Annotated in this window: 21 protein-coding genes, 3 tRNA genes and 1 other RNA gene; 10 read left to right on the forward strand and 15 right to left on the reverse strand. The window is 59.8% G+C overall.

The window, feature by feature from the left end:
* Positions 1-42 precede the first annotated feature (42 nt).
* The 5 genes from ACJ8QI_RS06760 to ppsR form a co-directional block, all read right to left on the reverse strand.
* Positions 43-2,085 carry a TonB-dependent hemoglobin/transferrin/lactoferrin family receptor gene (locus ACJ8QI_RS06760; RefSeq protein ID WP_060440065.1) on the reverse strand — a complete coding sequence of 681 codons (2,043 nt, stop codon included), beginning with the start codon at positions 2,083-2,085 and terminating at the stop codon, positions 43-45.
* A gap of 94 nt (positions 2,086-2,179) precedes the next feature.
* Positions 2,180-2,362, reverse strand: coding sequence for a hemin uptake protein HemP (gene hemP / locus ACJ8QI_RS06765; RefSeq protein WP_043141213.1), 183 nt, complete (start codon positions 2,360-2,362; stop codon positions 2,180-2,182).
* 171 nt (positions 2,363-2,533) lie between these two features.
* Complete coding sequence (locus ACJ8QI_RS06770) at positions 2,534-3,019, reverse strand: glutathione peroxidase (RefSeq protein ID WP_038871031.1); 486 nt, start codon at positions 3,017-3,019, stop codon at positions 2,534-2,536.
* Between the two features lie 105 nt (positions 3,020-3,124).
* On the reverse strand, positions 3,125-4,171 hold the full coding sequence (locus tag ACJ8QI_RS06775) for a 3-deoxy-7-phosphoheptulonate synthase (protein WP_038871025.1): 1,047 nt from the start codon (positions 4,169-4,171) through the stop codon (positions 3,125-3,127).
* A gap of 197 nt (positions 4,172-4,368) precedes the next feature.
* The gene (gene ppsR, locus ACJ8QI_RS06780) at positions 4,369-5,229 is read right to left on the reverse strand and encodes a posphoenolpyruvate synthetase regulatory kinase/phosphorylase PpsR (protein WP_162215433.1); all 861 of its coding nucleotides are present in this window, start codon (positions 5,227-5,229) and stop codon (positions 4,369-4,371) included.
* 459 nt (positions 5,230-5,688) lie between these two features.
* Between ppsR and ppsA the strand changes: the two genes are divergently transcribed.
* Positions 5,689-8,067, forward strand: a complete 2,379-nt coding sequence (gene ppsA, locus ACJ8QI_RS06785; protein WP_060419199.1) for a phosphoenolpyruvate synthase — start codon at positions 5,689-5,691, stop codon at positions 8,065-8,067.
* A 109-nt stretch (positions 8,068-8,176) separates the two neighbouring features.
* On the opposite strand, the gene rprA is transcribed toward ppsA, so the two are convergent.
* Both rprA and ydiK read right to left on the reverse strand, forming a co-directional pair.
* An RNA gene (rprA, locus tag ACJ8QI_RS06790) (antisense sRNA RprA) lies at positions 8,177-8,286 on the reverse strand.
* Positions 8,287-8,542: 256 nt separating this feature from the next.
* Positions 8,543-9,643 carry an AI-2E family transporter YdiK gene (ydiK, locus tag ACJ8QI_RS06795; RefSeq protein ID WP_055317060.1) on the reverse strand — a complete coding sequence of 367 codons (1,101 nt, stop codon included), beginning with the start codon at positions 9,641-9,643 and terminating at the stop codon, positions 8,543-8,545.
* Positions 9,644-9,888: 245 nt separating this feature from the next.
* On the opposite strand from ydiK, the gene ydiJ reads away from it, so the two are divergent.
* Both ydiJ and menI read left to right on the forward strand, forming a co-directional pair.
* Entirely contained in the window at positions 9,889-12,945 is a 3,057-nt protein-coding gene (gene ydiJ, locus ACJ8QI_RS06800; RefSeq protein ID WP_442532256.1) for a D-2-hydroxyglutarate dehydrogenase YdiJ, read from the forward strand.
* On the forward strand, positions 12,942-13,358 hold the full coding sequence (gene menI / locus ACJ8QI_RS06805) for a 1,4-dihydroxy-2-naphthoyl-CoA hydrolase (protein ID WP_016927938.1): 417 nt from the start codon (positions 12,942-12,944) through the stop codon (positions 13,356-13,358). The genes ydiJ and menI overlap by 4 nt, the downstream gene beginning before the upstream one ends.
* Positions 13,359-13,403: 45 nt before the next feature.
* Here the strand turns inward: menI and ACJ8QI_RS06810 are convergent, their stop codons facing one another.
* Positions 13,404-13,808, reverse strand: coding sequence for a hypothetical protein (locus tag ACJ8QI_RS06810; protein WP_047727659.1), 405 nt, complete (start codon positions 13,806-13,808; stop codon positions 13,404-13,406).
* Between the two features lie 527 nt (positions 13,809-14,335).
* Here ACJ8QI_RS06810 and sufA point away from each other — a divergent pair.
* From sufA to ACJ8QI_RS06845, 7 genes are all read left to right on the forward strand, one after another.
* Complete coding sequence (sufA, locus tag ACJ8QI_RS06815; RefSeq protein WP_004931368.1) at positions 14,336-14,707, forward strand: Fe-S cluster assembly scaffold SufA; 372 nt, start codon at positions 14,336-14,338, stop codon at positions 14,705-14,707.
* A gap of 14 nt (positions 14,708-14,721) precedes the next feature.
* Positions 14,722-16,218 (forward strand): Fe-S cluster assembly protein SufB, encoded by a 1,497-nt coding sequence (sufB, locus tag ACJ8QI_RS06820; RefSeq protein ID WP_033638360.1) that lies wholly within the window; start codon positions 14,722-14,724, stop codon positions 16,216-16,218.
* A 43-nt stretch (positions 16,219-16,261) separates the two neighbouring features.
* Positions 16,262-17,008 (forward strand): Fe-S cluster assembly ATPase SufC, encoded by a 747-nt coding sequence (gene sufC, locus ACJ8QI_RS06825; protein ID WP_004931365.1) that lies wholly within the window; start codon positions 16,262-16,264, stop codon positions 17,006-17,008.
* Positions 16,983-18,269: a Fe-S cluster assembly protein SufD gene (sufD, locus tag ACJ8QI_RS06830; protein WP_442532257.1), complete on the forward strand. Its 1,287-nt coding sequence runs from the start codon at positions 16,983-16,985 to the stop codon at positions 18,267-18,269. The genes sufC and sufD overlap by 26 nt, the downstream gene beginning before the upstream one ends.
* Complete coding sequence (sufS, locus tag ACJ8QI_RS06835) at positions 18,266-19,492, forward strand: cysteine desulfurase SufS (RefSeq protein WP_442532258.1); 1,227 nt, start codon at positions 18,266-18,268, stop codon at positions 19,490-19,492. The genes sufD and sufS overlap by 4 nt, the downstream gene beginning before the upstream one ends.
* A 36-nt stretch (positions 19,493-19,528) precedes the next feature.
* Complete coding sequence (gene sufE / locus ACJ8QI_RS06840; RefSeq protein WP_060440061.1) at positions 19,529-19,945, forward strand: cysteine desulfuration protein SufE; 417 nt, start codon at positions 19,529-19,531, stop codon at positions 19,943-19,945.
* Between the two features lie 297 nt (positions 19,946-20,242).
* On the forward strand, positions 20,243-21,256 hold the full coding sequence (locus tag ACJ8QI_RS06845) for a L,D-transpeptidase family protein (RefSeq protein ID WP_197794550.1): 1,014 nt from the start codon (positions 20,243-20,245) through the stop codon (positions 21,254-21,256).
* Between the two features lie 140 nt (positions 21,257-21,396).
* On the opposite strand, the gene ACJ8QI_RS06850 is transcribed toward ACJ8QI_RS06845, so the two are convergent.
* From ACJ8QI_RS06850 to ACJ8QI_RS06880, 7 genes are all read right to left on the reverse strand, one after another.
* Positions 21,397-21,633 carry a major outer membrane lipoprotein gene (locus ACJ8QI_RS06850; RefSeq protein ID WP_004931354.1) on the reverse strand — a complete coding sequence of 79 codons (237 nt, stop codon included), beginning with the start codon at positions 21,631-21,633 and terminating at the stop codon, positions 21,397-21,399.
* A gap of 308 nt (positions 21,634-21,941) precedes the next feature.
* Positions 21,942-23,354, reverse strand: coding sequence for a pyruvate kinase PykF (gene pykF, locus ACJ8QI_RS06855; protein ID WP_060419184.1), 1,413 nt, complete (start codon positions 23,352-23,354; stop codon positions 21,942-21,944).
* Between the two features lie 394 nt (positions 23,355-23,748).
* Positions 23,749-24,054, reverse strand: a complete 306-nt coding sequence (locus tag ACJ8QI_RS06860) for a cupin domain-containing protein (protein WP_060419183.1) — start codon at positions 24,052-24,054, stop codon at positions 23,749-23,751.
* Between the two features lie 120 nt (positions 24,055-24,174).
* Positions 24,175-24,251: transfer RNA gene (locus ACJ8QI_RS06865), tRNA-Val, on the reverse strand.
* 117 nt (positions 24,252-24,368) lie between these two features.
* A tRNA-OTHER gene (locus ACJ8QI_RS06870) sits at positions 24,369-24,445 on the reverse strand.
* Positions 24,446-24,465: 20 nt separating this feature from the next.
* A tRNA-Val gene (locus tag ACJ8QI_RS06875) sits at positions 24,466-24,542 on the reverse strand.
* Positions 24,543-24,723: 181 nt separating this feature from the next.
* A complete protein-coding gene (locus ACJ8QI_RS06880; RefSeq protein WP_060419181.1) occupies positions 24,724-26,100 on the reverse strand; it encodes an MATE family efflux transporter in 1,377 nt (458 codons plus the stop codon).
* Positions 26,101-26,165 lie beyond the last annotated feature (65 nt).

Here is a 26,165-nt window from a genome sequence, read left to right on the forward strand (position 1 = left end):
CGAACGGCGGACAACCGGGTTGTCCGCCAGATAGTCAAATGATTACCACTGGTAGCTGACCAGCAGTTTGGCGTTGCGGCCATCCTGCGGGACGCCCTGCGGCGAGTAATATTCTTTGTCAAAGGCGTTGCCCAGCACCACGGTGGTGGTCATGCCCTGCAGCCGATCGCGGCCCTTGTAGCTCAGATAGAAATCGTTGACGCCGTAGCCACCTTGCTCCGGCATCCCCGTTTGTACGCGGGTGGCGCGTTCGGCGAAAGTGGCGACCCAGCCGGCGGACAGACCGGTTTCGCCCAGCGGCACGTCCAGCGAGCTGGTGACGGTATCCGGGCTGATGTCGGCCAGCCAATCGCCGCTTTTCGCGTTCAATTCGCCATTGCGAGACTTGTCCTTGCCGCGTGTGCGGTTGTAAGCCAGATCCCAGTTAAACCACTTGGTCTGGTAGTTCAGCGAGGTGTCCCAACCCCAAATCTTGGCGCGAGAGATATTCGCTGAGGCGGTCTGCGTACGAGTGACATACATGAAGATGTAGTCTTTGGCGTCGGTATCGAAGTAACTGGCCTTGAATTGCAGGCTGTCATCCGCCAGCAGCAGGTCGTCGAAGCGCAGGCCGAAACCGGCTTCGGTGGTGCTGGTGGTTTCCGGCCGCAGATTCGGATTAGGCACCCAATAGTTACCGGGGAAGTGGCGCGAATCGTTGTACATCTCGCCCATGGTCGGAGCACGGAAGGCCTGGGAATAGGAGCCGAACAGCATCAGCCAGTCGGTCGGCGAGTAGCTCAGGGCGCCGCGGGACGACCATTTGTCGGCCTTGACGTCTTCGTGGCCCTGGCTGCTGCCTTTGTAATCGTCGTAGCGCGTGCCGGCCAGCACGGTGATCGGAATGTCGCGCAGCGTGATTTCATCCTGCAGCCAGCCGGAGGCGAAGTTGATCTTGGCCTGCGGGAAGCTGGTGGTGGCGCCGCCCGGCTGCTGTTTCTGTTCATAGACCTCGGAGCCGTAGGTCAGCAGGTGTGACGCAAAGCTGTCGGCGAACAGACGCGTGCGGTTTTCCAGCTTGCCGCCGTTGGTGGTCTGCTTGCGGAATTCGTCGGTCGCACCGGCGTTGTGCGCATTGATTTTGACTTCCGAGGTGTACAGTTTCGCGGTGGCGTCCAGCCAATCCTGGCCGACCGGCTTGAGCTTATAGCTCAGAGCGGCATCGCGCTGGATGGTGGAGCGGTTGGTCATCGGGTTGCCGCTCGAGCTGCCCGGCGTCTGCGGGTTTTTCGGCTCCTGGGCGCTGTTGTTGTAGTAGCGCAGATCGCCGCTCAATGACTGATTGTCGTCGATTTTCCAGGTGCCTTTGGCCAGCACGTTGCTGATGGTTTCGTCGTTTGGCGCATCGAAGCCGTTGCCCTGACGCAGATTGCCGACGTCGCGGGTGCCGAACGACAGCAGGCCGTCGAGGTTATCGGTCTTGCCGTAAGCGCTGGCGCCCATGCCCAAGCTGTGATCGCCGGTGCCGGCGGTGCCGTAGACGCGGAACCCGGTATCGTGGCCCGGCAGCAGCAGATCGGCGGCATCGACGGTCTCGTAGGCGATGACGCCGCCCAGTGCGCCGCTGCCGTACAGCAACGCAGAGGGGCCGCGCACGATTTCAATGCGCTTGACCAGCGCCGGATCGAGGAAGGTGCCGCCGATGTGGCCGGTATCGGTACCCTGGCGGATGCCGTCGACCAGCGTCAGCACGCCGTTTTTGCCGTAGCCGCGCATCGTTACGTCCTGACCGTTGCTGCGCCCGGTGCCGTTGACGGTGATGCCCGGCACGCGGCGCAGCATATCGGCGGCCGAGGTGGCAGTCTGGCTTTCCGGCGAGTTGCCTTCGATGACCGTGACCATCATCGGCGCTTCAAAGCTGCTGCGTTGGTTACCGGTGGCGACCACCGTCATGGTCTCGTCGGCGGCTTTGGCTTTTTTAGCCGGCGCCGCGTTGGAAGAGGATGTTGTGCTGGTGTTTTGTGCCAAGGCCACCGTAGGCAGAGCGCAGGCAATCGCCAGACTCAAAGCGGAAAAACGCAGCCGGGTGGAAAATGTCAGAGGCATGGTGCAACTCTCCGTATGTAATAAAACATATCAATAGATTTGCTGGCTGCCTGGATCAAAAGATCGGGGTGGCTGGCGTTTGAGGATTCTGTGGTTATTTGGTCAGGATCAATTTCCCGGCTTTGGTCTGCCGTAGCTGATAGCGCTGGCCCTGATGGGTAATGAACGCGATGCCGTCGGTGCCGAGCAGCTGTGCGCTGTCGTAGCTGGGCGGCGCGTTTGCGCTGTGCTCGGTCGGGGCCGCGGCGGCGGGGGTAGGCGTGTTGGCAGTATCCATCATCATTGTGCTTATAAAACAGACCATTAAATGGTAATTAATATCAAACTGAGAATCATTATCATGTGAAGGAAAGGTTACATCAAGGAAAATTTTCTTACCGATGGAACCTTTTTGTCGAACGGACATCCGGCGGCGGGCCGAGCGCACTCGGCCCGTAAAAAAGGGGCGTTATTTCAGCAGGGTTTCGATGCGGTCAAACAGACGTTCGGGCTTGGTGATCGGCGCAAAGCGCGTGACGCGCTGGCCGTCGGCGGTAAGCAGAAACTTGGTGAAATTCCACTTGATGCGGCGGCTACCCAAAATGCCGGGCGCCAGGCGTTTCAGCTCATTGAACAGCGGGTGCGCGCCGGGGCCGTTAACGTCTATCTTGCTGAACAGAGGGAAACTGACGCCGTAGTTGAGGCTGCAAAAGTTGGCGATCTCCAGCGGGCTGCCCGGCTCCTGAGAACCAAACTGGTTGCAGGGGAAGCCGAGCACCACCAGGCCGCGTTCGCGATAGTATTGCCACAAATTTTCCAGCCCGCGGTATTGCGGGGTGAAGCCGCATTTGCTGGCGGTGTTGACCACCAGATAAGCGCGCGCCGGGAAATCGCCCAGCGTTTTTTGCTCGCCCTGCAGCGTGACGCAGGGGATGGATAACAGAGAGTGAATCATGCCGGGGCTCCAGGTGCGTTTCGGCGGGTGCAAAGAGGTTGCAATCAGTATAGATGAGCGGGGCGGGAGGGATAAAGCCGGGGCGAAGCCCCGGCCCAGGTTGCGTCAGAAACGGCTATCGACCGCATCCGCCAGCATCGCCAACAGCTGTTCGCTGTCGGACCAGCTCAGGCAAGGATCGGTGATCGACTGGCCATAGGTCAGCGGCTGGCCGGCGACGATTTTCTGCGTGCCTTCCACCAGGAAGCTTTCCGCCATCACGCCGGTGATGGCGGCGGAGCCTGCGCGGATCTGTTGGCAAACGTTGTCGGCCACTTCCAGCTGGCGGCGGTGCATCTTCTGGCAGTTGCCGTGGCTGAAGTCGATCACCAGGTGCTCCGGCAGATCGAACTCGCGCAGGCTGTCGCAGGCGGTAGCGATGTCGCTGGCGTGGTAGTTCGGCGTTTTGCCACCGCGCATGATGATGTGGCCATACGGGTTGCCGCTGGTCTGGTAGATGGTCATCTGGCCATGTTTGTCCGGCGACAGGAACATGTGCCCGGCGCGCGCCGCACGAATGGCGTCGATGGCGATGCGGGTGTTGCCGTCGGTGCCGTTTTTGAAGCCGACCGGGCAGGAGAGCGCCGAGGCCATTTCACGGTGGATCTGGCTTTCGGTGGTGCGTGCGCCGATGGCACCCCAGCTGATGAGATCGGCGATGTATTGGCCGACCACCATGTCCAGGAATTCGGTGGCGGTCGGCAGGCCGAGCTGGTTCACTTCCAGCAGCAGGCGGCGCGCCATTTCGATGCCGCGGTTGACCTGGAAGGTGCCGTCCAGCGCCGGATCGGAGATCAGGCCTTTCCAGCCGACGACGGTGCGCGGTTTTTCGAAGTAGGTGCGCATCACGATTTCCAGACGATCCTGGTAGCGTTCGCGCAGGGCGTTCAGCCGGCCGGCGTAATCGACGGCGGCGTCGAGATCGTGGATGGAGCAGGGGCCGATCACCACCAACAGGCGGCGGTCTTCACCGGTGAGGATTTTTTCAATGCGTTTTCGTGACGCTGTCACGTTATCGGCGACGGCCGCCGAGATCGGCAGCTTGTCTGCCAACGCTTGCGGCGTGACGAGGCTGTCGATGCGCGCGGTCCGCAGTTCATCTGTTTTGTACATGTTGTTCCCTGGAAACTGTTCTTCTCTGCGGCAGGAGTGCCGGGAAGTGATGGCGATCACAATAACGCAAAAAGCGCTGAATTCAACCGTAGAGATTGCGTTCTGTTGATCAAAGCCGCGAAAAAAAGCACAAAAAAATCAGCTGCTGCTGAAATAAACGGCAGGCGGCGGGGCGCGACGGCCCCGCGAGGAAAAGATCAGAACATGCGGCGGCTCATGCCGAGGATATCGAGGATTTTGGTGGAGATCTCTTCGACCGAATAGTTGGTGGTATTGAGATAGCGGATCTGGTTTTTGCGGAACAGCGCCTCGACCTCGGCGATCTCCATGCGGCACTGGCGCAATGAGGCGTAGCGGCTGTTTTCGCGCCGCTCTTCGCGGATCGCCGCCAGGCGCTCCGGATCGATGGTCAGGCCGAATAATTTATGCTGAAACGGTTTCAGCGAAGCCGGCAGGTGCAAATTGTCCATATCGTCGGCGATAAACGGATAGTTGGCGGCGCGGATGCCGAACTGCATCGCCAGATAGAGGCTGGTGGGGGTTTTGCCGCAGCGCGACACGCCGAGCAGGATCACCTGCGCCTGATCGAGGTTGCGCAGCGAAATGCCGTCATCGTGCGCCAGGGTATAGTCGATGGCGGCGATGCGCGCATCATACTTGCCGAGGTTGCTGGCGGTCAGGCCGTGGGTGCGGTTCGGCACCGGCGTCGGTTCTACGTCCAGCTCGCCCTGCAGCGGGCCGACCAGCGCCTGCACGATATCCTGGCAAAAGCCCTGGCTCTGGACGATCACATCTCGCACTTCCGGCGAGATGATGGAGTAAAACACCAGCGGCCGCACGCCGGTTTCATTATAGATATCATCGATTTGTTGGCGAACTGCGCGTGCGCGGGCCTCGGTTTCGACAAACGGCAAGGTGTACGTGGTCGCTGTGACCGGGAACTGCGACAGCACCGCGTGCCCCAGCACTTCGGCGGTGATCGCCGTACCATCCGAAATATAAAAAACGCTTCTTTCCACCCGAGGCTCCTTACCTGAGAACGGTGTTCCTGCTGTCATCACTGCCAATATCATGAGCCGCAGACGATTCGCCGGTAAAGGGGCGAGGGAAAAAATTGTGACGGCGGGGCGGTAAACCGCCTTGCGGCGGCGCGTGAAGAAAAGTGCATTTTGACGACGGTAAAAATCGTGGCGCAGCGACGCTTTTCGATCCGAAACGCAAATTTGCCGCTATTTTCACCAAAAACGGTAGCGTTTGCGTGGTCATTAAAACAGAAGTTTAAAAAGAACGTAATTTGTTGAGAATTAAGCTTATCGTGCGATTGGGAACGGTTCCCAGGCAAATCAGCCGGTTAGGACATTCTCTTAAAAACCACTTTCTTCAGTGGGTTGATCGATTCACCTTTCCATTTTCCCCAGATCAGTGTGCTAGTCTGATTCGGCTCCGTGTTAGCGGCGCCGTAAAGCAAGCGAATTAAATCCGTCTTTACCCTACTGATAGCAATAAGGATTGTCTCGATGTCCAACAATGGCCCAGACTTGCGTAATGTGCTTTGGTACAACCAGCTTGGCATGCACGACGTTGACCGTGTCGGCGGCAAAAACGCCTCCCTCGGTGAAATGATCACCAATCTTTCCGATTTGGGCGTGGCCGTGCCAAACGGTTTTGCCACCACCGCACAGGCGTTTAACGATTTCCTCGAACAAAGCGGTGTTAACCAGCGCATCTATCAGCTACTGGATCAGACCGACGTTGACGACGTTGCACAACTGGCCAAGGCCGGCGCCCAGATCCGCCAATGGGTGATCGACACGCCGTTCCACGCCGAGTTCGAACGTGAAATTCATCAGGCTTACCAACAGCTCGCCGATGGCGAACCGGAAGCCTCTTTTGCGGTGCGCTCCTCCGCCACGGCGGAAGACATGCCGGACGCGTCCTTTGCCGGCCAGCAGGAAACCTTCCTCAACGTGCAGGGCATCGACGCCGTGATGGTGGCGATCAAGCACGTGTTCGCGTCGCTGTTCAACGACCGCGCCATCTCGTATCGCGTGCATCAGGGCTATGACCACCGCGGCGTGGCGCTGTCGGCGGGTGTACAGCGGATGGTGCGCTCCGATCTGGCCTCCTCGGGCGTGATGTTCACCATCGACACTGAGTCCGGCTTTGATCAGGTGGTATTCATCACCTCTGCCTTCGGCCTGGGCGAAATGGTGGTGCAGGGCGCGGTGAACCCGGATGAGTTCTACGTGCACAAACCGACGCTGCAAAACGGCAAGCCGGCGATCGTGCGCCGCAACCTGGGCTCGAAAAAGATCCGCATGGTGTACGCACCGTCGCAGGATCACGGCAAGCAGGTGCGCATCGAAGACGTGCCGGAAGCGCAGCGCAGCCGTTTCTCGCTGACGGATGAAGAAGTGCAGGCGCTGGCGCAGCAGGCGATCCTGATCGAAAAACATTACGGTCGCCCGATGGATATCGAGTGGGCGAAAGACGGCCATACCGGCAAGCTGCTGATCGTGCAGGCACGCCCGGAGACCGTACGCTCCAACGAGCAGACCATGGAGCGCTACCAGCTGAACGGCTCCAGCCCGGTGCTGGTGGAAGGCCGCGCCATCGGCCACCGCATCGGCGCCGGCCCGGTGAAAGTGATCCACGACATCAGCGAAATGGATCGCATCCAGCCGGGCGACGTGTTGGTCACCGACATGACCGACCCGGATTGGGAACCGATCATGAAGAAAGCCGCCGCGATCGTCACCAACCGCGGCGGGCGCACCTGCCACGCGGCGATCATCGCCCGTGAGCTGGGCATTCCGGCGGTGGTGGGCTGTGGCCACGCCACCGACGTGCTGAAAGACGGCCAGAAAGTCACCGTCTCCTGCGCGGAAGGCGACACCGGTTTCGTTTACAGCGATATGCTGGACTTCAGCGTGCAGAGCTCCGAAGTGACCGAGCTGCCTGATCTGCCGCTGAAGATCATGATGAACGTCGGCAACCCGGATCGCGCCTTCGACTTCGCGCGTTTGCCGAATGAAGGCGTGGGCCTGGCGCGGCTGGAATTTATCATCAACCGCATGATCGGCGTGCACCCGCGCGCGCTGCTGGAGTTTGACCAGCAGACGCCGGCGCTGCAAAACGAAATTCGCGCGCTGATGCAGGGTTACGATCATCCGGTCGAGTTCTACGTCGGCCGTCTGACCGAGGGCATCGCGACGCTGGGCGCCGCGTTCTGGCCGAAGCGCGTGATCGTGCGTCTGTCCGACTTTAAATCCAACGAGTACGCCAACCTGGTGGGCGGCGACAAGTATGAACCGCACGAAGAGAACCCGATGCTGGGCTTCCGTGGTGCCGGCCGTTACGTGGCCGACAGCTTCCGCGATTGCTTCGCGCTGGAGTGCGAGGCGGTGAAACGCGTGCGTAACGAAATGGGGCTGACCAACGTCGAAATCATGGTGCCGTTCGTGCGCACCGTGGCGCAGGCGGAAGCGGTGGTGGCCGAGCTGGCGCGTCAGGGGCTGAAGCGCGGCGAGAACGGGCTGAAAGTGATCATGATGTGCGAGATCCCGTCCAATGCGCTGTTGGCGGATCAGTTCCTCGAGCACTTCGACGGCTTCTCCATCGGTTCCAACGACATGACCCAGCTGGCGCTGGGGCTGGATCGCGACTCCGGCGTGGTGTCGGAGCTGTTCGACGAACGCAACGAGGCGGTGAAAGCGCTGCTGTCGATGGCGATTCAGGCGGCCAAGCGCCACGGCAAATACGTCGGCATCTGCGGCCAGGGCCCGTCCGACCACGAAGACTTCGCCGAGTGGCTGATGGAGCAGGGCATCGACAGCCTGTCGCTCAATCCGGACACCGTGGTGCAGACCTGGATCAATTTGTCGAAAAAGAAATAATGTCTCGGCATCGCTAAGGCATTAACGCCAGGCCGCAGTTTACGCTGCGGCCTTTTTATTTCTGAATGTAAATAACGGCGCGTAAAATAATCAATTTGGCGAACAAAGAATAAAAAAAAGCCCACCGTAGGAGATGGGCAAAGACTACACACAGCAATTCACATGTATGGCATTACATAGTTCAGAAAGGTTGCTTTAAAATCAGTGATTTGAAGCAATAGATGGCCATAATACTAGATTTTTGAACGCGACTAGTCATTAAGAATCATCCTAATCGATAGCGGCATCACATTTTATTTGCGGTCGTTATCTCTTTTTGCCGCTTGCAATAAACAGGGATTTACATTGCACCTTTCATTCGCCGAGGCCCAATCAATATAGGGCGGCATTATATTTGGCGTAGATATTACTCGAATGAGGTAGGAATAATGACGGGGCGAAATATTCCGCCCGACGATGCGGGCGGAAGGGGGGATTAGCGTTTTTCCAGATCTTCGATGACTTGCTCCGGCGCGGTGGTCGGCTCCGGCGCTTCATTCATCCAGGCGGTCAGCAGGCGATAAGATACCGCCAACACCACCGGGCCGATGAACAGGCCAATCATGCCGAAGGCCAGCAAACCGCCGATAACGCCGGACAGGATCAGTAGCAGCGGCAGATCGGCGCCCATGCGGATCAGCACCGGGCGCAGCACGTTATCCAGCGTGGCTACCACGCAGCTCCAGACCAGCAGCACGGTGCCCCAGGTGGTATCGCCATGCCAGTACAGCCAGATAATGGCCGGCACCAGCACCAACAGCGGCCCCAATTGCGCCACGCAGCAGATAAAGATCAGCATCGTCAACAGGGTGGCGGCCGGAATGCCGCTCACCGCCAGACCGATACCGCCCAGCACCGACTGCACCAGCGCCGTCACCACCACGCCCAGCGCGACGGCGCGGATCGCCTGGCCGCCCAACAGCACCGCCGCATCGCCGCGCGCAGAACCGAGGCGCACCGCAAAGTGGCGGATACCCAGCGCTACCTGCTCGCCGCGCGCATACAGCAATGCGCTGAACAGCAACATCAGCGCGCAGTGCAGCAGCAGACGGCCGATATGCGCCGCCTGCGCCACGAACCAGGTGGCGGTCTGGCCGAAGTACGGCTGCACCTTCGCCAGCAGCGCGGCGCCGCCGGCGTTAACCAGCGTGTGGTAGCTGGTGTAGAGCCTGTCGCCGATCATCGGCACGGACTGCAGCCAGGCGAGGTCGGGAATGTGCAGCTTGCCCGGTGAACTGGCCCAGGCGATCAGCGGCGCGCTGTTATCCACCACGCTGCTGATCAGCAGGGAGATTGGCAGAATGAACAGCAGGATCAGCAGCAGGGTCATGACCAACACCGCCAGCGAACGGCGGCCCCACAGCAGTTTTTGCAGTTTGAGCAGCAGCGGCCAGGTGGCGATCACCACCATGCCCGCCCAGGCGAAGCCGAGAATAAACGGTTGGATCACCCAAAAACAGGCGACGATCATGATGGCGATAAACAGCACGCCGAAAATAATTCGCGGTAAGTCGTAACGCGATTGCGGGAGTGGCATCAGTGGCTTCTCATCCTGGTCAATTAAATCCCTGGCACCGGAGAATCGGGGTGCCTGTCGGTCGGTTTCTCACCTCCGGGCGGCCGCCTGTGGCGGCGCTCGCAGGGCGGTAATAATGTGAATGCCTTCACTAAACGAGTATGTTAGTTTTTAGTGTCACTAAAAAATAGGGTGGGTCTGAATTAAAGGCCCGATTCAGCGTACATCAGCGCATAAAAAATAGACGGACAGGGTCAAAAAAGCGAATGATCCCACAGATTTCTCAGGCGCCCGGCCTCGTTCAACGGGTGCTCGACTTTTTGGAAGCACTGAAGCAAAACGGATTCAACGGCGACACCGCCACCAGCTACGCTGACCGGCTGACGATGGCCACCGACAACAGCATCTATCAGCTGTTGCCCGATGCGGTGGTGTTCCCCCGTTCCACCGCCGACGTGGCGCTGATCGCCCGCCTGGCCGGGGAAGAGCGATTCAAGACGCTGACCTTCAGCCCACGCGGCGGCGGCACCGGCACCAACGGCCAGTCGCTCAATACCGGCATTGTGGTCGATATGTCGCGCCATATGAATCGCATTCTGGAGATCAACGTCGAACAGGGCTGGGTAAAAGTCGAAGCCGGGGTGATCAAGGATCAGCTGAATCAATATCTGCGGCCGTTCGGCTACTTCTTCTCGCCGGAACTGTCCACCAGTAACCGCGCCACGCTGGGCGGCATGATCAACACCGACGCCTCCGGCCAGGGCTCGCTGGTGTACGGCAAAACCTCCGATCACGTATTGGGCCTGCGGGCGGTGCTGCTGGGCGGTGAGATGATCGATACCCGCGCCATGCCGACGGCGCTGGCGGAAACGATTGCTCTGGAAGAGACCGCCGAAGGGCGCATCTACCGCACTGTGCTCAACCGCTGCCGCGAGCAGCGTGCGCTGATCCTGGAAAAATTCCCCAAGCTCAACCGCTTCCTCACCGGTTACGATCTGCGCCACGTGCTGAGCGACGATCTGCAAACCTTCGATCTGACGCGCATCCTGACCGGCGCCGAAGGCACGCTGGCGTTTATCACCGAGGCGCGGCTGGACATCACGCCGCTGCCGAAAGTGCGCCGTTTGGTTAACGTAAAATACGACTCCTTCGACTCGGCGCTGCGCAATGCACCCTTTATGGTCGAAGCCAAGGCGCTGTCGGTGGAAACCATCGATTCCAAGGTGCTGAACCTGGCGCGTGAAGACATCGTTTGGCACTCGGTGAACGAACTGATCGCCGACGTGCCGGATAAAGAGATGCTCGGGCTGAACATCGTCGAGTTCGCCGGCGACGATCGGGCGCTGATCGACGGCCAGATGGAAACCCTGTGCCAACGGCTGGACGAACTGATCGCGCAGCGGCAGGGCGGCGTGATCGGTTACCAAATCTGCGGCGATCTGGTCGGCATCGAGCGCATTTACAACATGCGCAAGAAGGCGGTCGGGCTGCTGGGCAACGCCAAAGGGCGCGCCAAGCCAATTCCGTTCGCCGAGGACACCTGCGTGCCGCCGCAACACCTGGCGGACTATATCGTCGAATTCCGTCAACTGCTCGACGACCACCACCTGAGCTACGGCATGTTCGGCCACGTCGACGCCGGGGTGCTGCACGTGCGCCCGGCGCTCGACATGTGCGACCCGCAGCAGGAGGTGCTGATGAAGCAAATCTCCGATCGGGTGGTGGCGTTGACCGCCAAATACGGCGGCCTGCTGTGGGGGGAGCATGGCAAGGGGTTCCGCGCGGAATACAGCCCTGAGTTCTTCGGCGAAACGTTGTATGAAGAGCTGCGCCGCATCAAGGCGGCATTCGACCCGGATAACCGTCTGAACCCGGGCAAGATCTGTTCGCCGCTGGCGGTGGATGCGCCGATGATGCAGGTGGACGCGGTCAAGCGCGGCACCTTCGATCGCCAGATCCCGGTCGAGGTGCGCACCTCATTCCGCGGCGCGTTGGAGTGTAACGGCAACGGTCTGTGCTTCAACTTCGACGTGCGCAGCCCGATGTGCCCGTCGATGAAGATCAGCGGCAACCGCATTCATTCACCGAAAGGGCGGGCGACGCTGGTGCGCGAGTGGCTGCGTCTGTTGGCCGAGCAGGGCGTCGATCCTTTGGCGCTGGAAAAACAGTTGCCGCAGCAGCGAGTCAGCCTGCGCGGTTTGATCGAAAAGACCCGCAACAGCTGGCACGCGGGCAAGGGCGAGTATGACTTCTCGCACGAAGTGAAAGAGGCGATGTCCGGCTGCCTGGCCTGCAAGGCCTGCTCCACCCAGTGCCCGATCAAGATTGACGTGCCGGGATTCCGTTCGCGCTTCCTGCAGCTCTACCACACCCGCTATCTGCGCCCGGTAAGCGACTACATGGTCGCCGGCGTGGAGAGCTATACCCCGTTGATGGCCCGCGCGCCGAAGGTGTTCAACTTCTTCTTCCGCCAGCCGTGGCTGCGGGAGATGAGCCGCAACGCCATCGGCATGGTCGATCTGCCGCTGCTGTCCAGCCCGACGCTGCGTCAGCAGCTGTCCGGCCACCGCGCGACCACGCTGACGCTGGAGCAGCTGGAAGGGCTAAGCGCCGAGCAGCGCGCAGAACACGTGCTTATCGTCCAGGATCCGTTCACCAGCTATTACGACGCCAAAGTGGTGGCGGACTTTGTCCGGCTGGTGGAGAAGCTCGGCTATCAACCGGTGCTGCTGCCGTTCTCGCCGAACGGCAAGGCGCAGCATGTGAAAGGTTTCCTGACGCGCTTTGCCCGCACCGCGCGCAAAACCGCCGATTTCCTCAACCGTGTGGCGCAGCTCGGCATGCCGCTGGTGGGCGTCGATCCGGCGCTGGTGCTGTGCTACCGCGACGAATACCGCGAGATCCTCGGCGCCGAGCGCGGCGATTTCCAGGTGCAGCTGGTGCATGAATGGCTGCAGCAGCGGATTGCGGATCGCGCCGAACAGCCGGCGACCGGCGAGCCGTGGTATCTGTTCGGCCACTGCACCGAAACCACCGCGCTGCCGGCCAGCGGCCAACAGTGGGCGGCGATCTTCGCCCGCTTCGGCGCCAAACTGGAGAACGTCAGCGTCGGCTGCTGCGGCATGGCGGGCACTTACGGCCATGAAGCCAAGAACCTGCAAAACTCGCTCGGCATTTATGAGCTATCATGGCATCCGACGCTGCAGCGTTTGCCGCGGCAGCGCTGCCTGGCGACCGGCTATTCCTGCCGCAGCCAGGTGAAACGCATCGAGGGCAATGGCGTGCGCCACCCATTACAGGCACTTCTGGAGATGATTGAGTGAAATTGTGGAAACGTGAAACATCGCTGGAGCAGCTGAACCGCGCCGGCGACGGCTGCATGGTCAGCCATGTGGGCATCGAGTTTACCCAACTGGGCGAAGATTTCCTCGAGGCCACCATGCCGGTCGATGGCCGCACCCGGCAGCCGTTCGGGCTGTTGCACGGCGGGGCATCGGTGGTGTTGGCGGAGTCGATGGGATCGATGGCCGGCTACCTGTGCAGCGAAGGCGAGCAGAAAGTGGTGGGGCTGGAGATCAACGCCAACCACCTGCGCGCGGTGTTCGATGGCCAGGTGCGCGGGGTGTGTCGCGCACTGCACGTCGGCCGTCGCCATCAGGTGTGGCAAATCGAGATCTTCGACGCGCGCGATCGGCTGTGCTGCACCTCGCGTCTGACCACGGCGGTCATCGACTGATTCCCGCCGGTTTCCGCAGGCGTTCGGCCTGCGGAGCCTTTCGCCTTACAGCTGAAACGGCACGCGTTTGACGAAGTCCTTTTGAAACGCGTTCGCCTTCTCCCAGGTGCCTTCCATTGCATATTTTTGGCAGATCAGCGTCAGCGTGTGGCGGGCGAAGTGGTAGCTTTGCACCCGAAACAGCTGGCAGCGCTGTGGGTTGTTGATCTCGACGATCAGCCGGTTGTGCAGCTTGCTGAGCGCGTGCAGGTAGCTGTCGTCGTCGCCGTTCTCCAGACACAGATTGGCCATGGTGAGGCTGACGCTGTTGTACCGCTTCAGATGGTCGATATTGCATTCCGGGCGCCGCAGCGCCGCTTCGGCCATATAAAAGTCCACCGTGGCGTCGCGCACGCTGAATTTGTATTCATCAATCTTGCCCAGCAACCATGCGTTGATCGAAAGAGTCATTGGCTTCGCGCTCAAATTCAAATTGAATGATAATCATTATCATATAAACTGCCGCGTTGCCGATCAATCCCGGCGCGGCGTTTTTTTATTGCTCAGGAGGGTAAAAGACCGCCGCCGACCCAACTTAATCCTGAGCGACTAAACTTTAACCTGAGGGCCGCGCGCTTGCGCCGCGCCACGAAATGCCGATAAACGCACATTTACGACAGACAGAATGCAGAAATAGGTATTTTCTATGAATGTTTAGATCGGCAACGCACCGCAGCGCTGTAACGCTGACGGGCCACCGGGGAGTGCGGTACGGTGATGCAGGATAGATAACGAATTCATAGGGATAGCATGCACACCTTGCCGCCTGACGCCGCAAGCCGCCACGGGTGTCCCGTTGGCTTGCCGCGCGCCGCAGCGAAAAACCGCGCTCGCGGCGGATACCCCCGCAAAACAAACGGTTGAAGTGATAATCGTTATCACTAACATATAAGCAACCCAGATTGGCTGTGGCCAAACACGAGTGTGAGGTAGACCCTATGCAAACGGAAAATGTCGGCACTTTTTCTCTGGATGAAAATGTCTGGCAAGGCATTTCGCTCAGCGACAGCGCCGTACGACAAATAACGAAACTGATGCAGCAGGATCCGCAGGTGAAAGGGCTGCAGCTAGGGGTGAAACAATCCGGCTGCGCCGGCTTTGCCTATGTGCTGGATCTGACCCGCGAACCCGCCGATGACGATCTGCTGTTTGAGCGCGACGGCGCCAAACTCTATGTGCCGCTGAAGGCTATGCCGTTCATCGACGGCACCACGGTAGATTATGTCCGCGAAGGGCTGAATCAGATATTCAAATTCAACAACCCTAAAGCTCAGCATGCCTGCGGGTGCGGCGAGAGCTTTGGCGTTTGAGCGATGCAATCAACATGACACGAAGCAATGTAGAAATGCCTAATGAAGTGCAGGCTTGGGTCAGCGAAGGTCGCTACAAAGAAGGTTTCTTCACCCAGCTGGCAACCGATGAGTTGGCCAAAGGCATCAACGAAGAGGTGGTGCGCGCCATCTCGGCCAAGCGCAACGAACCCGAGTGGATGCTGGAATTCCGCCTCGAGGCCTACCGTGCCTGGTTGCAGATGGAAGAGCCGCACTGGCTGAAGGCCAATTACGATCGCCTGAACTACCAGGACTACAGTTACTATTCGGCGCCGTCCTGCGGCAGCTGCGACGATGCCTGCGGTTCGCAACCCGGCGCCGAGCAGCAACCGGGCGCGGCGACGGAAAAAGATTACCTGACCAGCGAAGTGGAGCTGGCGTTCAATCAGCTCGGCGTGCCGGTGCGCGAGGGCAGCGAGGTGGCGGTGGACGCCATCTTCGACTCGGTCTCGGTCGCTACCACTTACCGTGAAAAACTGGCGGAGAGCGGGGTGATCTTCTGCTCGTTCGGTGAAGCTATCCAGGAATACCCGGATCTGGTGCGTCAGTACCTGGGCCGCGTGGTGCCCTCCAACGATAACTTCTTCGCTGCGCTGAACGCCGCGGTGGCCTCCGACGGCACCTTCGTCTATGTGCCGAAAGGCGTGCGCTGCCCGATGGAGCTGTCGACCTATTTCCGTATCAACGCCGCCAAAACCGGCCAGTTCGAGCGCACCATCCTGATCGCCGACGAAGGCAGCTATGTCAGCTACATCGAAGGCTGCTCGGCCCCGGTGCGCGACAGCTACCAGCTGCACGCGGCGGTGGTGGAAGTGATCCTGCATAAAGACGCCGAAGTGAAATACTCGACGGTGCAGAACTGGTTCTCCGGCGGCGAGAGCAAGGGCGGCATCCTCAACTTCGTCACCAAGCGCGCGCTGTGCGAAGGCGCCGGCTCGAAAATGTCCTGGACCCAGTCGGAAACCGGCTCGGCCATCACCTGGAAATACCCGAGCGTGATTTTGCAGGGCGACAATTCGATCGGCGAATTTTTCTCGGTGGCGCTGACCAGCGGCCATCAGCAGGCGGACACCGGCACCAAGATGATCCACATCGGCAAAAACACCAAGTCGACCATCATCGCCAAAGGCATCTCCGCCGGCCACAGCGAGAACACCTATCGCGGCCTGGTGAAAATCCTGCCGGGGGCGGAAAACGCCCGTAACTTTACCCAGTGCGACTCGATGCTGATCGGGCCGGACAGCGGTGCCCACACGTTCCCTTACGTTGAAGCGCGCAACAACAGCGCTCAGCTGGAGCACGAAGCCACCACCTCGAAGATCGGCGACGACCAGCTGTTCTACTGCCTGCAGCGCGGCATCAGCGAGGATGACGCCATTTCGATGATCGTCAACGGTTTCTGCAAGGACGTTTTCTCCGAGCTGCCGCTGGAGTTCGCCGTCGAGGCGCAGAAACTTCTGGCCATCAGCCTGGAACACAGCGTGGGTTAATCGCCGCATTTTTAGCGCCGTCGGCGCTATCTGAGGACACAGCATGTTAAGCATCAAGAATTTGAAAGTCAGCGTGGAAGGCAACGAGATCCTCAAGGGATTGGATCTGGAGATCAAACCGGGCGAAGTGCACGCCATCATGGGGCCGAACGGCTCGGGCAAGAGCACGCTGTCCGCCACGCTGGCCGGGCGTGAAGAGTACGAAGTGACCGAAGGGGAAGTCACCTTCAAGGGCAAGGATCTGCTGGAGCTGGATCCGGAAGATCGCGCCGGCGAAGGCGTGTTCCTGGCCTTCCAGTACCCGGTGGAGATCCCTGGCGTCAGCAACCACTTCTTCCTGCAGACGTCGGTCAACGCGGTGCGCAAATACCGCGAGCAGGAGCCGCTTGATCGCTTTGACTTCGCCGATTTCATCGAAGAGAAAATCGCGCTGCTGGATATGCCGGCCGATCTGTTGACCCGTTCGGTCAACGTCGGCTTCTCCGGCGGTGAGAAAAAACGCAACGATATTCTGCAGATGGCGGCGCTGGAGCCGGATCTGTGCATTCTCGATGAAACCGACTCGGGCCTGGACATCGACGCGCTGAAGATCGTCGCCAACGGCGTCAACTCGCTGCGGGACGGCAAGCGCGCCTTTATCATCGTGACCCACTATCAGCGCATTCTGGACTACATCAAACCGGATTACGTACACGTGCTGTCCCAGGGGCGTATCGTTAAATCCGGCGATTTCTCGCTGGTGAAACAGTTGGAGGAGCAGGGCTATGGCTGGCTTACCGACCAACAGTAATTCAAACGCGCTGCAGCAGCTGTATCGCCTGTTCGAAGGCCGCGGCGGCGAGCGTTCGCCGTATGCGCTGGCGCACTGGCAGCAGGCGCTGCGCCTCGGCTGGCCGACGCGCAAGCATGAAAACTGGAAATACACGCCGCTGGAGAGCCTGCTGGAGCAGCAGTTCCTCGATCCGCAGCCCGCGCCGGTGAGCGCAGAGCAGCTTGAGGCGCTGGCGCTCGGCATCGATGCCTGTCGGCTGGTGTTTATCGACGGCCGCTACAGCGCCGCGCTCAGCGATGGCGATCTGGGCGACTACCAGTTCGAGTTGACCGCCTACGGCACGCCGCAGGCGCTGCCGGAGCCGATCCAGCCGGAGATTTTCCTGCACCTGACCGAAAGCCTGGCGCAGGAAACCAGCCTGATTCGTTTGCCGGCCGGCAAGGCCCCGGCCCGCCCGCTGTACCTGCTGCACATCAGCAGCGGACGCGGCGCCACCGGGGAAGTGAACACCGTGCATCATCGTCACCATCTGGAGATCGGGCGCGGCGCCGAGGCGGAAGTGATTGAACACTATGTCAGCCTGGGCGAGGCCGCGCACTTCACCGGCGCGCGCCTGACCGCCAACGTGGCGGACAACGCCGGGCTGTTGCACTGCAAGCTGGCGTTTGAGAGCCAGCCGAGCTACCACTTTGCCCATAACGATCTGGTTATCGGCCGCGACGCGCGGGTGAAAAGCGACAGCTTCCTGCTGGGCGCCGGCCTGACGCGGCACAACACCAGCGCACAGCTGAACGGCGAAGGCGCAAACCTGGTGATCAACAGCCTGGTGCTGCCGGTGGGCAAAGAGATCTGCGATACCCGCACCTATCTGGAGCACAACAAAGGCTATTGCGAAAGCCGCCAGCTGCATAAAACCGTGGTCAGCGATCGCGGCAAGGCGGTGTTCAACGGCATGATCAAAGTGGCCAAGCACGCGATCAAAACCGACGGCCAGATGACCAACCATAACCTGCTGTTGGGTAAGGTGGCGGAAGTGGATACCAAGCCGCAGCTGGAGATCTACGCCGACGACGTCAAATGCAGCCACGGCGCCACCGTGGGGCGTATCGATGAAGAGCAGCTGTTCTATCTGCAGTCGCGCGGCATCGACAAACACGCGGCGCAGCAGATGATCATCTTTGCCTTCGCCGCCGAGCTGACCGAAGGCATCGCCAACGACATCATCCGGGAACGGGTGCTGGCGCGCATCGCCCAGCGTCTGCCGGGGGAGGCTGCATGAGTTATCCGATTGAACGCGTGCGCAGCGATTTTCCACTGCTGGCGCGTGAGGTGAACGGCCAACCGCTGGCCTATCTCGACAGCGCCGCCAGCGCGCAGAAACCGCAGGCGGTGATCGACCGCGAGCTGGCGTTCTACCGCCACGGCTATGCGGCGGTGCATCGCGGCATCCACACCCTGAGCGCTGAGGCGACTCAGCAGATGGAAGCGGTGCGGGAGCAGGCGGCGCGCTTTATCAACGCCGCCTCGGCGGAAGAGATGGTGTTCGTCAAGGGCACCACCGAAGGCATCAATCTGGTGGCCAACAGCTTTGGCCGCCACCTGCTGCAGCCGGGCGATGCGATTCTCATCACCGAGATGGAGCACCACGCCAACATCGTGCCGTGGCAGATGCTGGCGGAGGAGCTCGGGCTGCAGCTGCGGGTGTGGCCGCTACAGCCGGACGGTACGCTGGATCTGGCGCGGCTGCCGGAACTGGTCGATGCGTCCTGTAAACTGCTGGCGCTGACCGAGGTCTCCAACGTGTTGGGCACCGTCAACCCGGTGCGCGACATTATCGCCCGCGCCAGAGCCCTGGCGCCGAATTTGACGGTGCTGGTGGACGGCGCGCAGGCGGTGATGCACCAGCGCGTCGATGTCCAGGCGCTGGACTGCGATTTTTATGTGTTTTCCGGCCACAAGCTGTACGGTCCTTCCGGCATCGGCATGCTGTATGGCCGCCAGGCGCTGCTGCAGCAGATGCCGCCGTGGGAAGGGGGCGGCTCGATGATCCGCCAGGTCAGCCTGACGGCGGGCACCACCTTCGCCGATCCGCCGTGGCGCTTCGAGGCCGGTTCGCCGAACACCGCCGGCATCATGGGGCTGGGGGCGGCGTTTGATTACGTTGAAGCCCTGGGCCTGAATGCGATCCACGATTATGAACAGTCGCTGATGCACTACGCGCTGGAGGCGCTCAGCCAGGTGCCGACGCTGAAAGTCTATGGCCCGGCCCATCGCGCCGGGGTGATCGCCTTCAATCTGGGGGAACACCATGCCTATGACGTCGGCAGCTTCCTCGATCAGTACGGCATCGCCATTCGCACCGGCCATCACTGCGCCATGCCGCTGATGGCGTTTTATCAGGTGCCGAGCATGTGCCGCGCTTCGCTGGCGTTATATAATACCCGCGAAGAGGTGGACCGGTTGGTGGCCGGGCTGCAACGCATTCATCAGCTATTAGGCTAGGCCGGGGCGCGTCCCCGGCGGTACAAAAGGATCCCCATGGCGAATTTGCCGGACAAAGATAAATTGGTGCGAAATTTCTCCCGCTGTTTGAACTGGGAGGAGAAATACCTGTACGTGATTGAACTCGGCGCCAAATTGCCGCCGCTGGACGAGGCTGAGCGGCAGGCCGGCAACCTGATCTCCGGCTGTCAGAGCCAGGTGTGGATTGTGATGCGCCTCGATGAGCAAGGGCAGGTCGAGTTTCACGGCGACAGCGACGCGGCGATCGTCAAAGGCCTGCTGGCGGTGGTGTTTATTCTGTATCGCCAATTGACGCCGCAGCAGATTGTCGAGCTCGACGTGCGGCCGTTTTTCGCCGAGCTGGCGCTCAGCCAACACCTGACGCCTTCGCGTTCACAGGGGCTGGAGGCGATGATCCGCGCCATTCGCAGTAAAGCCACGCAGCTGGCCTGAGCCTGAACGCCCCCGTTCTTGAGGGCTCATTGATACATTCGTTTTGTCAATGAGCCTTTACAATCCACGCTTTCCCCCCAGATAACATCCCCAATTCAGTGATATTTCAGCAGCTTATCCGTTGACGTTTCGTTGACAATCAACGGCGGTGATTACGTTATAACGTGTTGATTTTTAGAGAACTTATTGCCTTTGATGCCAGCATTGCTAGTATTAATCAGGTATTGTCTGATTTACCCGCCGCCGGGCGCTCGTTAGCCTTGGGGACGAACCGTCATAAAAAATATAGGGATGATAATGAAACGTGCGTTGAGTTTAATGGGCATGGTCTTCGCCACCGTATTGGCGGGCACGCAGGCCGCCAATGCGACCGAGTACCCGCTGCCGCCGCCGGACAGCCGTCTGATCGGTGAAAACACCACTTATACCGTGCCAAACGACGGCCGTCCGCTGGAGGCGATCGCCGCCGACTACAAGATTGGCCTGCTGGGCATGCTGGAAGCCAACCCCGGCACCGACCCGTTCCTGCCTAAGCCGGGTACGGTGCTGACCATTCCGACCCAAATGCTGCTGCCTGATACCAAGCGTGAAGGGATCATCGTCAACCTGGCCGAGCTGCGCCTTTACTACTATCCGAAAGGCGAGAACAAAGTGATCGTCTATCCGATCGGTATCGGCCAGACCGGCATGCACACGCCGCTGGAAGTGACCTCCGTGAGCCAGAAGATCCCCAACCCGACCTGGACGCCTACCGCCAACATCCGCAAACGCTATCAGTCCCAGGGCGTGACGCTGCCTGCGGTGGTGCCGGCCGGCCCTGAGAACCCGATGGGGCTGTTCGCCCTGCGTCTGGCGATGGGGCGCGGTGAATACCTGATCCACGGCACCAATGCCAACTTCGGGATCGGCATGCGCGTCAGCTCCGGCTGTATTCGTCTGCGTCCGACGGATATCGAAGCGCTGTTCAACCAGGTGCCACGCGGTACGCGGGTGCAGGTGATCAACGATCCGGTGAAGATTTCGGTTGAGCCGGACGGCAAACGCTATGTGGAAGTGCACCAGCCGCTGTCGCGGGTAGAAAGCGACGATCCGCAGACCATGCCGATTGCGTTGTCTAAAGCGGAGAAAGCCTTCGCTGCAGATGGGCAAACCGATCGCGCCGTGTTCGATAGCGCGGTTGTACGCCGTTCTGGCATGCCGGTGCTGGTCAACGTGGGGGAGAGCCCGTCTGAGGTGAGTTTAACGCCTGTAGCGGCGCCTGTGGCGAATAAGAGCCCATTCAAGGCAGCGCCAATCAGTTCAGTGAACTAAGTTTGCAGGACTGAGCGGTCGAAGAGGGGTTCAGCGTGCTGAGCCTCTTTTTTTTGTCTGCCGAAGGAGAACCCCCGGGCCGATGAGCAGGCAAAAAAAACGGCGCACAATGTGCGCCGTTTTCAATAACCAAAGCTAACTTACTTTTTGTAAGCGTGAGCTTGGTTGTCCAGACGCTGGTTAGCGCGTGCTGCGTCGTCTTTAGCCGCTTGAACGTCAGAACGCATTGCGTTCACGTCGTTGCTCAGCTGATCAACTTTAGCGTTCAGAGTCTGAACGTCAGAAGACAGTTGATCGATTTTAGCGTTGCTAGAGCAGCCAGCCAGCAGAGTGGAACCCAGGATTACCGCGCCCAGTACCAGTTTAGTACGATTCATTATAACACCCTCTAGATTGAGTTAATCTCCATGTAGCGTTACAAGTATTACACAAACTTTTTTCGAAAGAGAATAATTTTTTAGTGTTGAGGTGCTTTATTTTGATCGTTCGCTCAAACTTGCATCTGGTTTTACAAATTAGTTAAAAAAACGAGGGAAAACAGCCGGCTTCCATGGGACTACTCCGATTTGTTATTAGCTAAATAATGAGCGGATCGCGGTTGCGTTTTGAGAAAAATAGTTTACTGCCGATAAAAAAAACGCCGCAAAGCGGCGTTTTGATCAAGGTAATTATGTCACGTTTTATATTACAGCACGTGTACCGAGGCGGTGTTGGTAGTGCCGCTCGGCACCAGCGCGCCGGAAACCATCACCACAACGTCGCCTTTCTGCGCCAGGCCGCTGGCCAGCGCGGCTTCTTTACCGATGCGGTAGAAGTCGTCGGTAGAGGCGATTTCCTTGACCATCTGCGGGATAACGCCCTTGCTCAGCACCAGCTGATGCGCGGTGGTTTCATTGGTGGTCAGCGCCAGGATCACTGCGTTCGGGAAGTATTTACGCACGGATTTCGCTGACTTGCCGCCGCTGGTGGCGACGACGATCAGCGGCGCGTCCAGTTTCTCGGCGGTTTCTACCGCACCGCGGCACACCGCTTCGGTGATGCGCAGCTTGCGACGGTCGTTCAGGGTATCGATGCGGCTAGGCATCACGCGATCGGTACGCTCGCAGATGGTGGCCATGATGTTGACCGCTTCCAGCGGGTATTTGCCCTTGGCGCTCTCGCCGGACAGCATGACGGCATCGGTACCGTCCAGGATGGCGTTGGCAACGTCGCCGGCTTCCGCGCGGGTAGGGCGCGGGTTCTTGATCATGGAGTCGAGCATCTGGGTGGCGGTGATCACCACTTTACGCGCGCGGTTGCATTTCTCGATCATCATCTTCTGGGCGAAGATCACTTCTTCGACCGGGATCTCGACGCCCAAGTCGCCACGGGCAACCATGATGCCGTCGGACGCTTCGAGGATCTCGTCGAAATTGTTCAGGCCTTCCTGGTTTTCGATCTTGGAGATGATCTGGATCTGCTCGCCGCCGTGGGCTTTCAGGTGTTCGCGGATCTCCAGCACGTCGGAGCGCTTGCGGATGAAGGATGCCGCCACGAAGTCGACGCCTTGTTCGCAGCCGAAGATCAGGTCGCGTTTGTCTTTTTCGGCCAGCGCAGGCAGCTGGATGGAAACGCCCGGCAGGTTGACGCCCTTGTTCTCGCCGAGATCGCCGTTGTTCAGCACCTTACAAATGACTTCGTTTTCGGTCACGTTGGTGACTTCCATGCCGATCAGGCCGTCGTCTACCAGCACGGTGTTACCGATCTTCAGGTCGGCGGCGAAGCCGGCGTAGGTGACCGCTACGCGATCGCTGTTGCCGATCACGCTCTGGTCGGTGGTGAAAGTGAAGGTTTGGCCGGCGACCAGCGAGGCGTCTTTACCGCCTTCCAGTTTCATGGTGCGAATTTCCGGGCCTTTGGTATCCAGCAGGATGCCGGCATTGATACCGGTTTTCGCCATCACGGCGCGCATGTTCTTGATGCGGTTGCCGTGCTCTTCATAGTCGCCGTGAGAGAAGTTGAGACGCATCACGTTCATGCCCGCGTTGAGCAGGTTGGTCAGCATTTCTTCCGATTCGGTTTTTGGACCGATGGTACAAACAATTTTGGTCTTTTTCATGGCGGAGTTTTCTACAAGTTGTGATGGATAAAAAAACGAATTTGACCGGCGCGGTTTACGCCGGTAGGGAATTTGGGCCGTGCCTGGTGGTGAAAAACATAGTTAAGGATAGGTGACGACAGTTGAAGCGGGGCGGAAAAATTCAGCCCGCGCGGGGGCGCGGGGATGCTGCGCAACGGGGTAAGATCAGATCGTGTTGTTATAGCGTTTTCGCAGATCAAGGGCTGAAACCATTCAACTGATAGACGTTGCGCATTATAAAGGCTAAGCGGTGGGAAACAAAATAAAAAACCGCGGCGGCGCGGCGGATATGTCAAAACGGGGGCAAATGTGGCGCAAATGCAACGCGTTGCGGGCCGCTTGTTGCGCAAATAACCATGCTGTAAATACAGGTTTAACGCGTTTGGGGAATTTCCAGCAGCACGCCGGCGCTCAGGCAGAAGCAGCCGCTGGCGACGTTGGCCGGCAATATCAGGCTCTCGCCGGCCCGTACCACCCGGGTGTCGCCGCCGAGGGTAAATTCGAATTCACCGGAGATCACCCGGGTTTGCCGCGCGTGCGGGGGCTTTTGCAGCTGGCCGAAGGCACCGGCCTCGAAACGCACTTCTGCCGCCGGCGAACCGTCGCTCATCACGCCTTCACGGCGGGCAAGGCCATTGTCGAGCGATAAAAAGGCGGTTTTGGCGGTAAAGGTGGTCATGTGGCGTTCCTGGTGGCTGATGGCGGTAGCACGGCGCGATCGACATAAAAGTCAGGCGGTCGGGCAGAGACGAAACAACGGGAAGTATAACGCGATAGGGGGAGAGATGAATCAGCAATATGGTGCGTCCGAGTGGACTCGAACCACCGACCCCCACCATGTCAAGGTGGTGCTCTAACCAACTGAGCTACGGACGCACTGCACTGCTTCTGAAATTTGGTGCGTCCGAGTGGACTCGAACCACCGACCCCCACCATGTCAAGGTGGTGCTCTAACCAACTGAGCTACGGACGTACGGCACTGCTTCTGAAATTTGGTGCGTCCGAGTGGACTCGCACCACCGCCCCACCCCATGCCCATGTGGTGCTCTAACCAACTGAGCTACGGACGCACTGTACGGCTTCAGGAATTTGGTGCGTCCGAGTGGACTCGAACCACCGACCCCCACCATGTCAAGGTGGTGCTCTAACCAACTGAGCTACGGACGCATCTTTTCCTATCTGTCATGGCTGACAGCGGGGACGAATATTAACGAGCTACCCGCGTGCTGGCAAGGGGAAAAGCGCAATTTTATTCGGTATTTCACGCGATTGCTGAGGTTGTGCGCAGTCCGGCGTTTTTTTCCGCAAACCGCAGCCCGGCCGGGGATGAAACCGGCCGGGCGCGGGCTCAGCGCGTGGATCGCTGCAGGATGACGGCGGTCGGCTGTTTCTGCAGCCAGCGCATGCGTAGCGCCATCATGATGGCGGCGAAGGTCAGGCCGATGATAAAGCCGATCCAGAAACCGCTTGGCCCCATTGCCGGCACCACCACATCGGTTAACGCCAGCAGATAGCCGCTCGGCAGGCCCAACACCCAATAAGCGATGAAGGTGATAAAGAAGATCGCGCGGGTGTCTTTATAACCACGCAGCACGCCACTGCCGATCACCTGGACAGAATCCGAGATTTGGTACAGCGCCGCCAGCAGCATCAGCTGCGACGCCATCGCCACCACCGCCGGGCTGTCGTTGTACAGCAGGGCGATCGGTTCGCGGAAGGTGGCGGTAAACAGCGCGGTGCAGACGGCCATGGTGATGCCGACGCCGATGGCGGAGTAGGCGGCGACACGGGCGCCTTCAACCGAACCTTCCCCCAGACGGTAACCGACGCGGATGGTGGCGCCGACGCCCAGCGACAGCGGCAGCACGAACATCAGCGCGCTGAAGTTAAGCGCGATCTGGTGGCCGGCGACCGCAACGATCCCCAGCGGCGAAACCAGCAGCGCCACCACGGCGAACAGCGTGACTTCGAAGAACAGCGCCAGCGCCACGGGCATGCCGATGCCGATCAGGCGCTTCAGCGCCGCCCAATCCGGGCCGCCGAGATCGCCTGCCTGGCGTTTGATGTCGCGCTGCGAGGGCGCGCGCTTCACGTACCAGCGCATCATCAGGAACATGATCCAGTAGACGCTGCCGGTGGCGACGCCACAGCCGACGCCACCCAGCTCCGGCATGCCGAACTTGCCGTAGATGAAGATGTAGTTGATCGGGATATTCACCAGCAGGCCGAGGAAGCCGATCACCATGCCGGGCTTGGTTTTGGACAGGCCTTCGCACTGGTTGCGCATCACCTGGAAGAACAGGTAACCCGGCGCTCCCCACATGATGGCGTGCAGATAACCGACGGCTTTATCCGCCAGCTGCGGGTCGATGTTGTGCATCATGTCGATGACGAACTTGCAGTTATACAGCACCACGATCAGCAGCACGGACACGCCGGAAGCCAGCCAAAAACCCTGGCGCACCTGGTGAGCGATGCGATCGCGCCGCCCGGCGCCGTTAAGCTGGGCGATAACCGGGGTCAGCGCCAGCAGCAGGCCGTGGCCGAACAGGATGGCCGGCAGCCAGATTGAAGTGCCGACCGCAACCGCCGCCATGTCGGTGGCACTGTAGGCGCCGGCCATGATGGTATCCACCACGCCCATGGCGGTTTGCGATATTTGCGCGATGATGACCGGGATAGCGAGAGCCAATAAACTACGCGCTTCAATTAAGTACTTCTGCACGCATACACCTTTCTATTTATATATGTGGGAGGGAGGGCTGCCGCGAGAGGACAACAATTAAAATA

The organism is Serratia sp. CY84636 (assembly GCF_052166245.1).
Lineage (GTDB): Bacteria > Pseudomonadota > Gammaproteobacteria > Enterobacterales > Enterobacteriaceae > Serratia > Serratia nevei.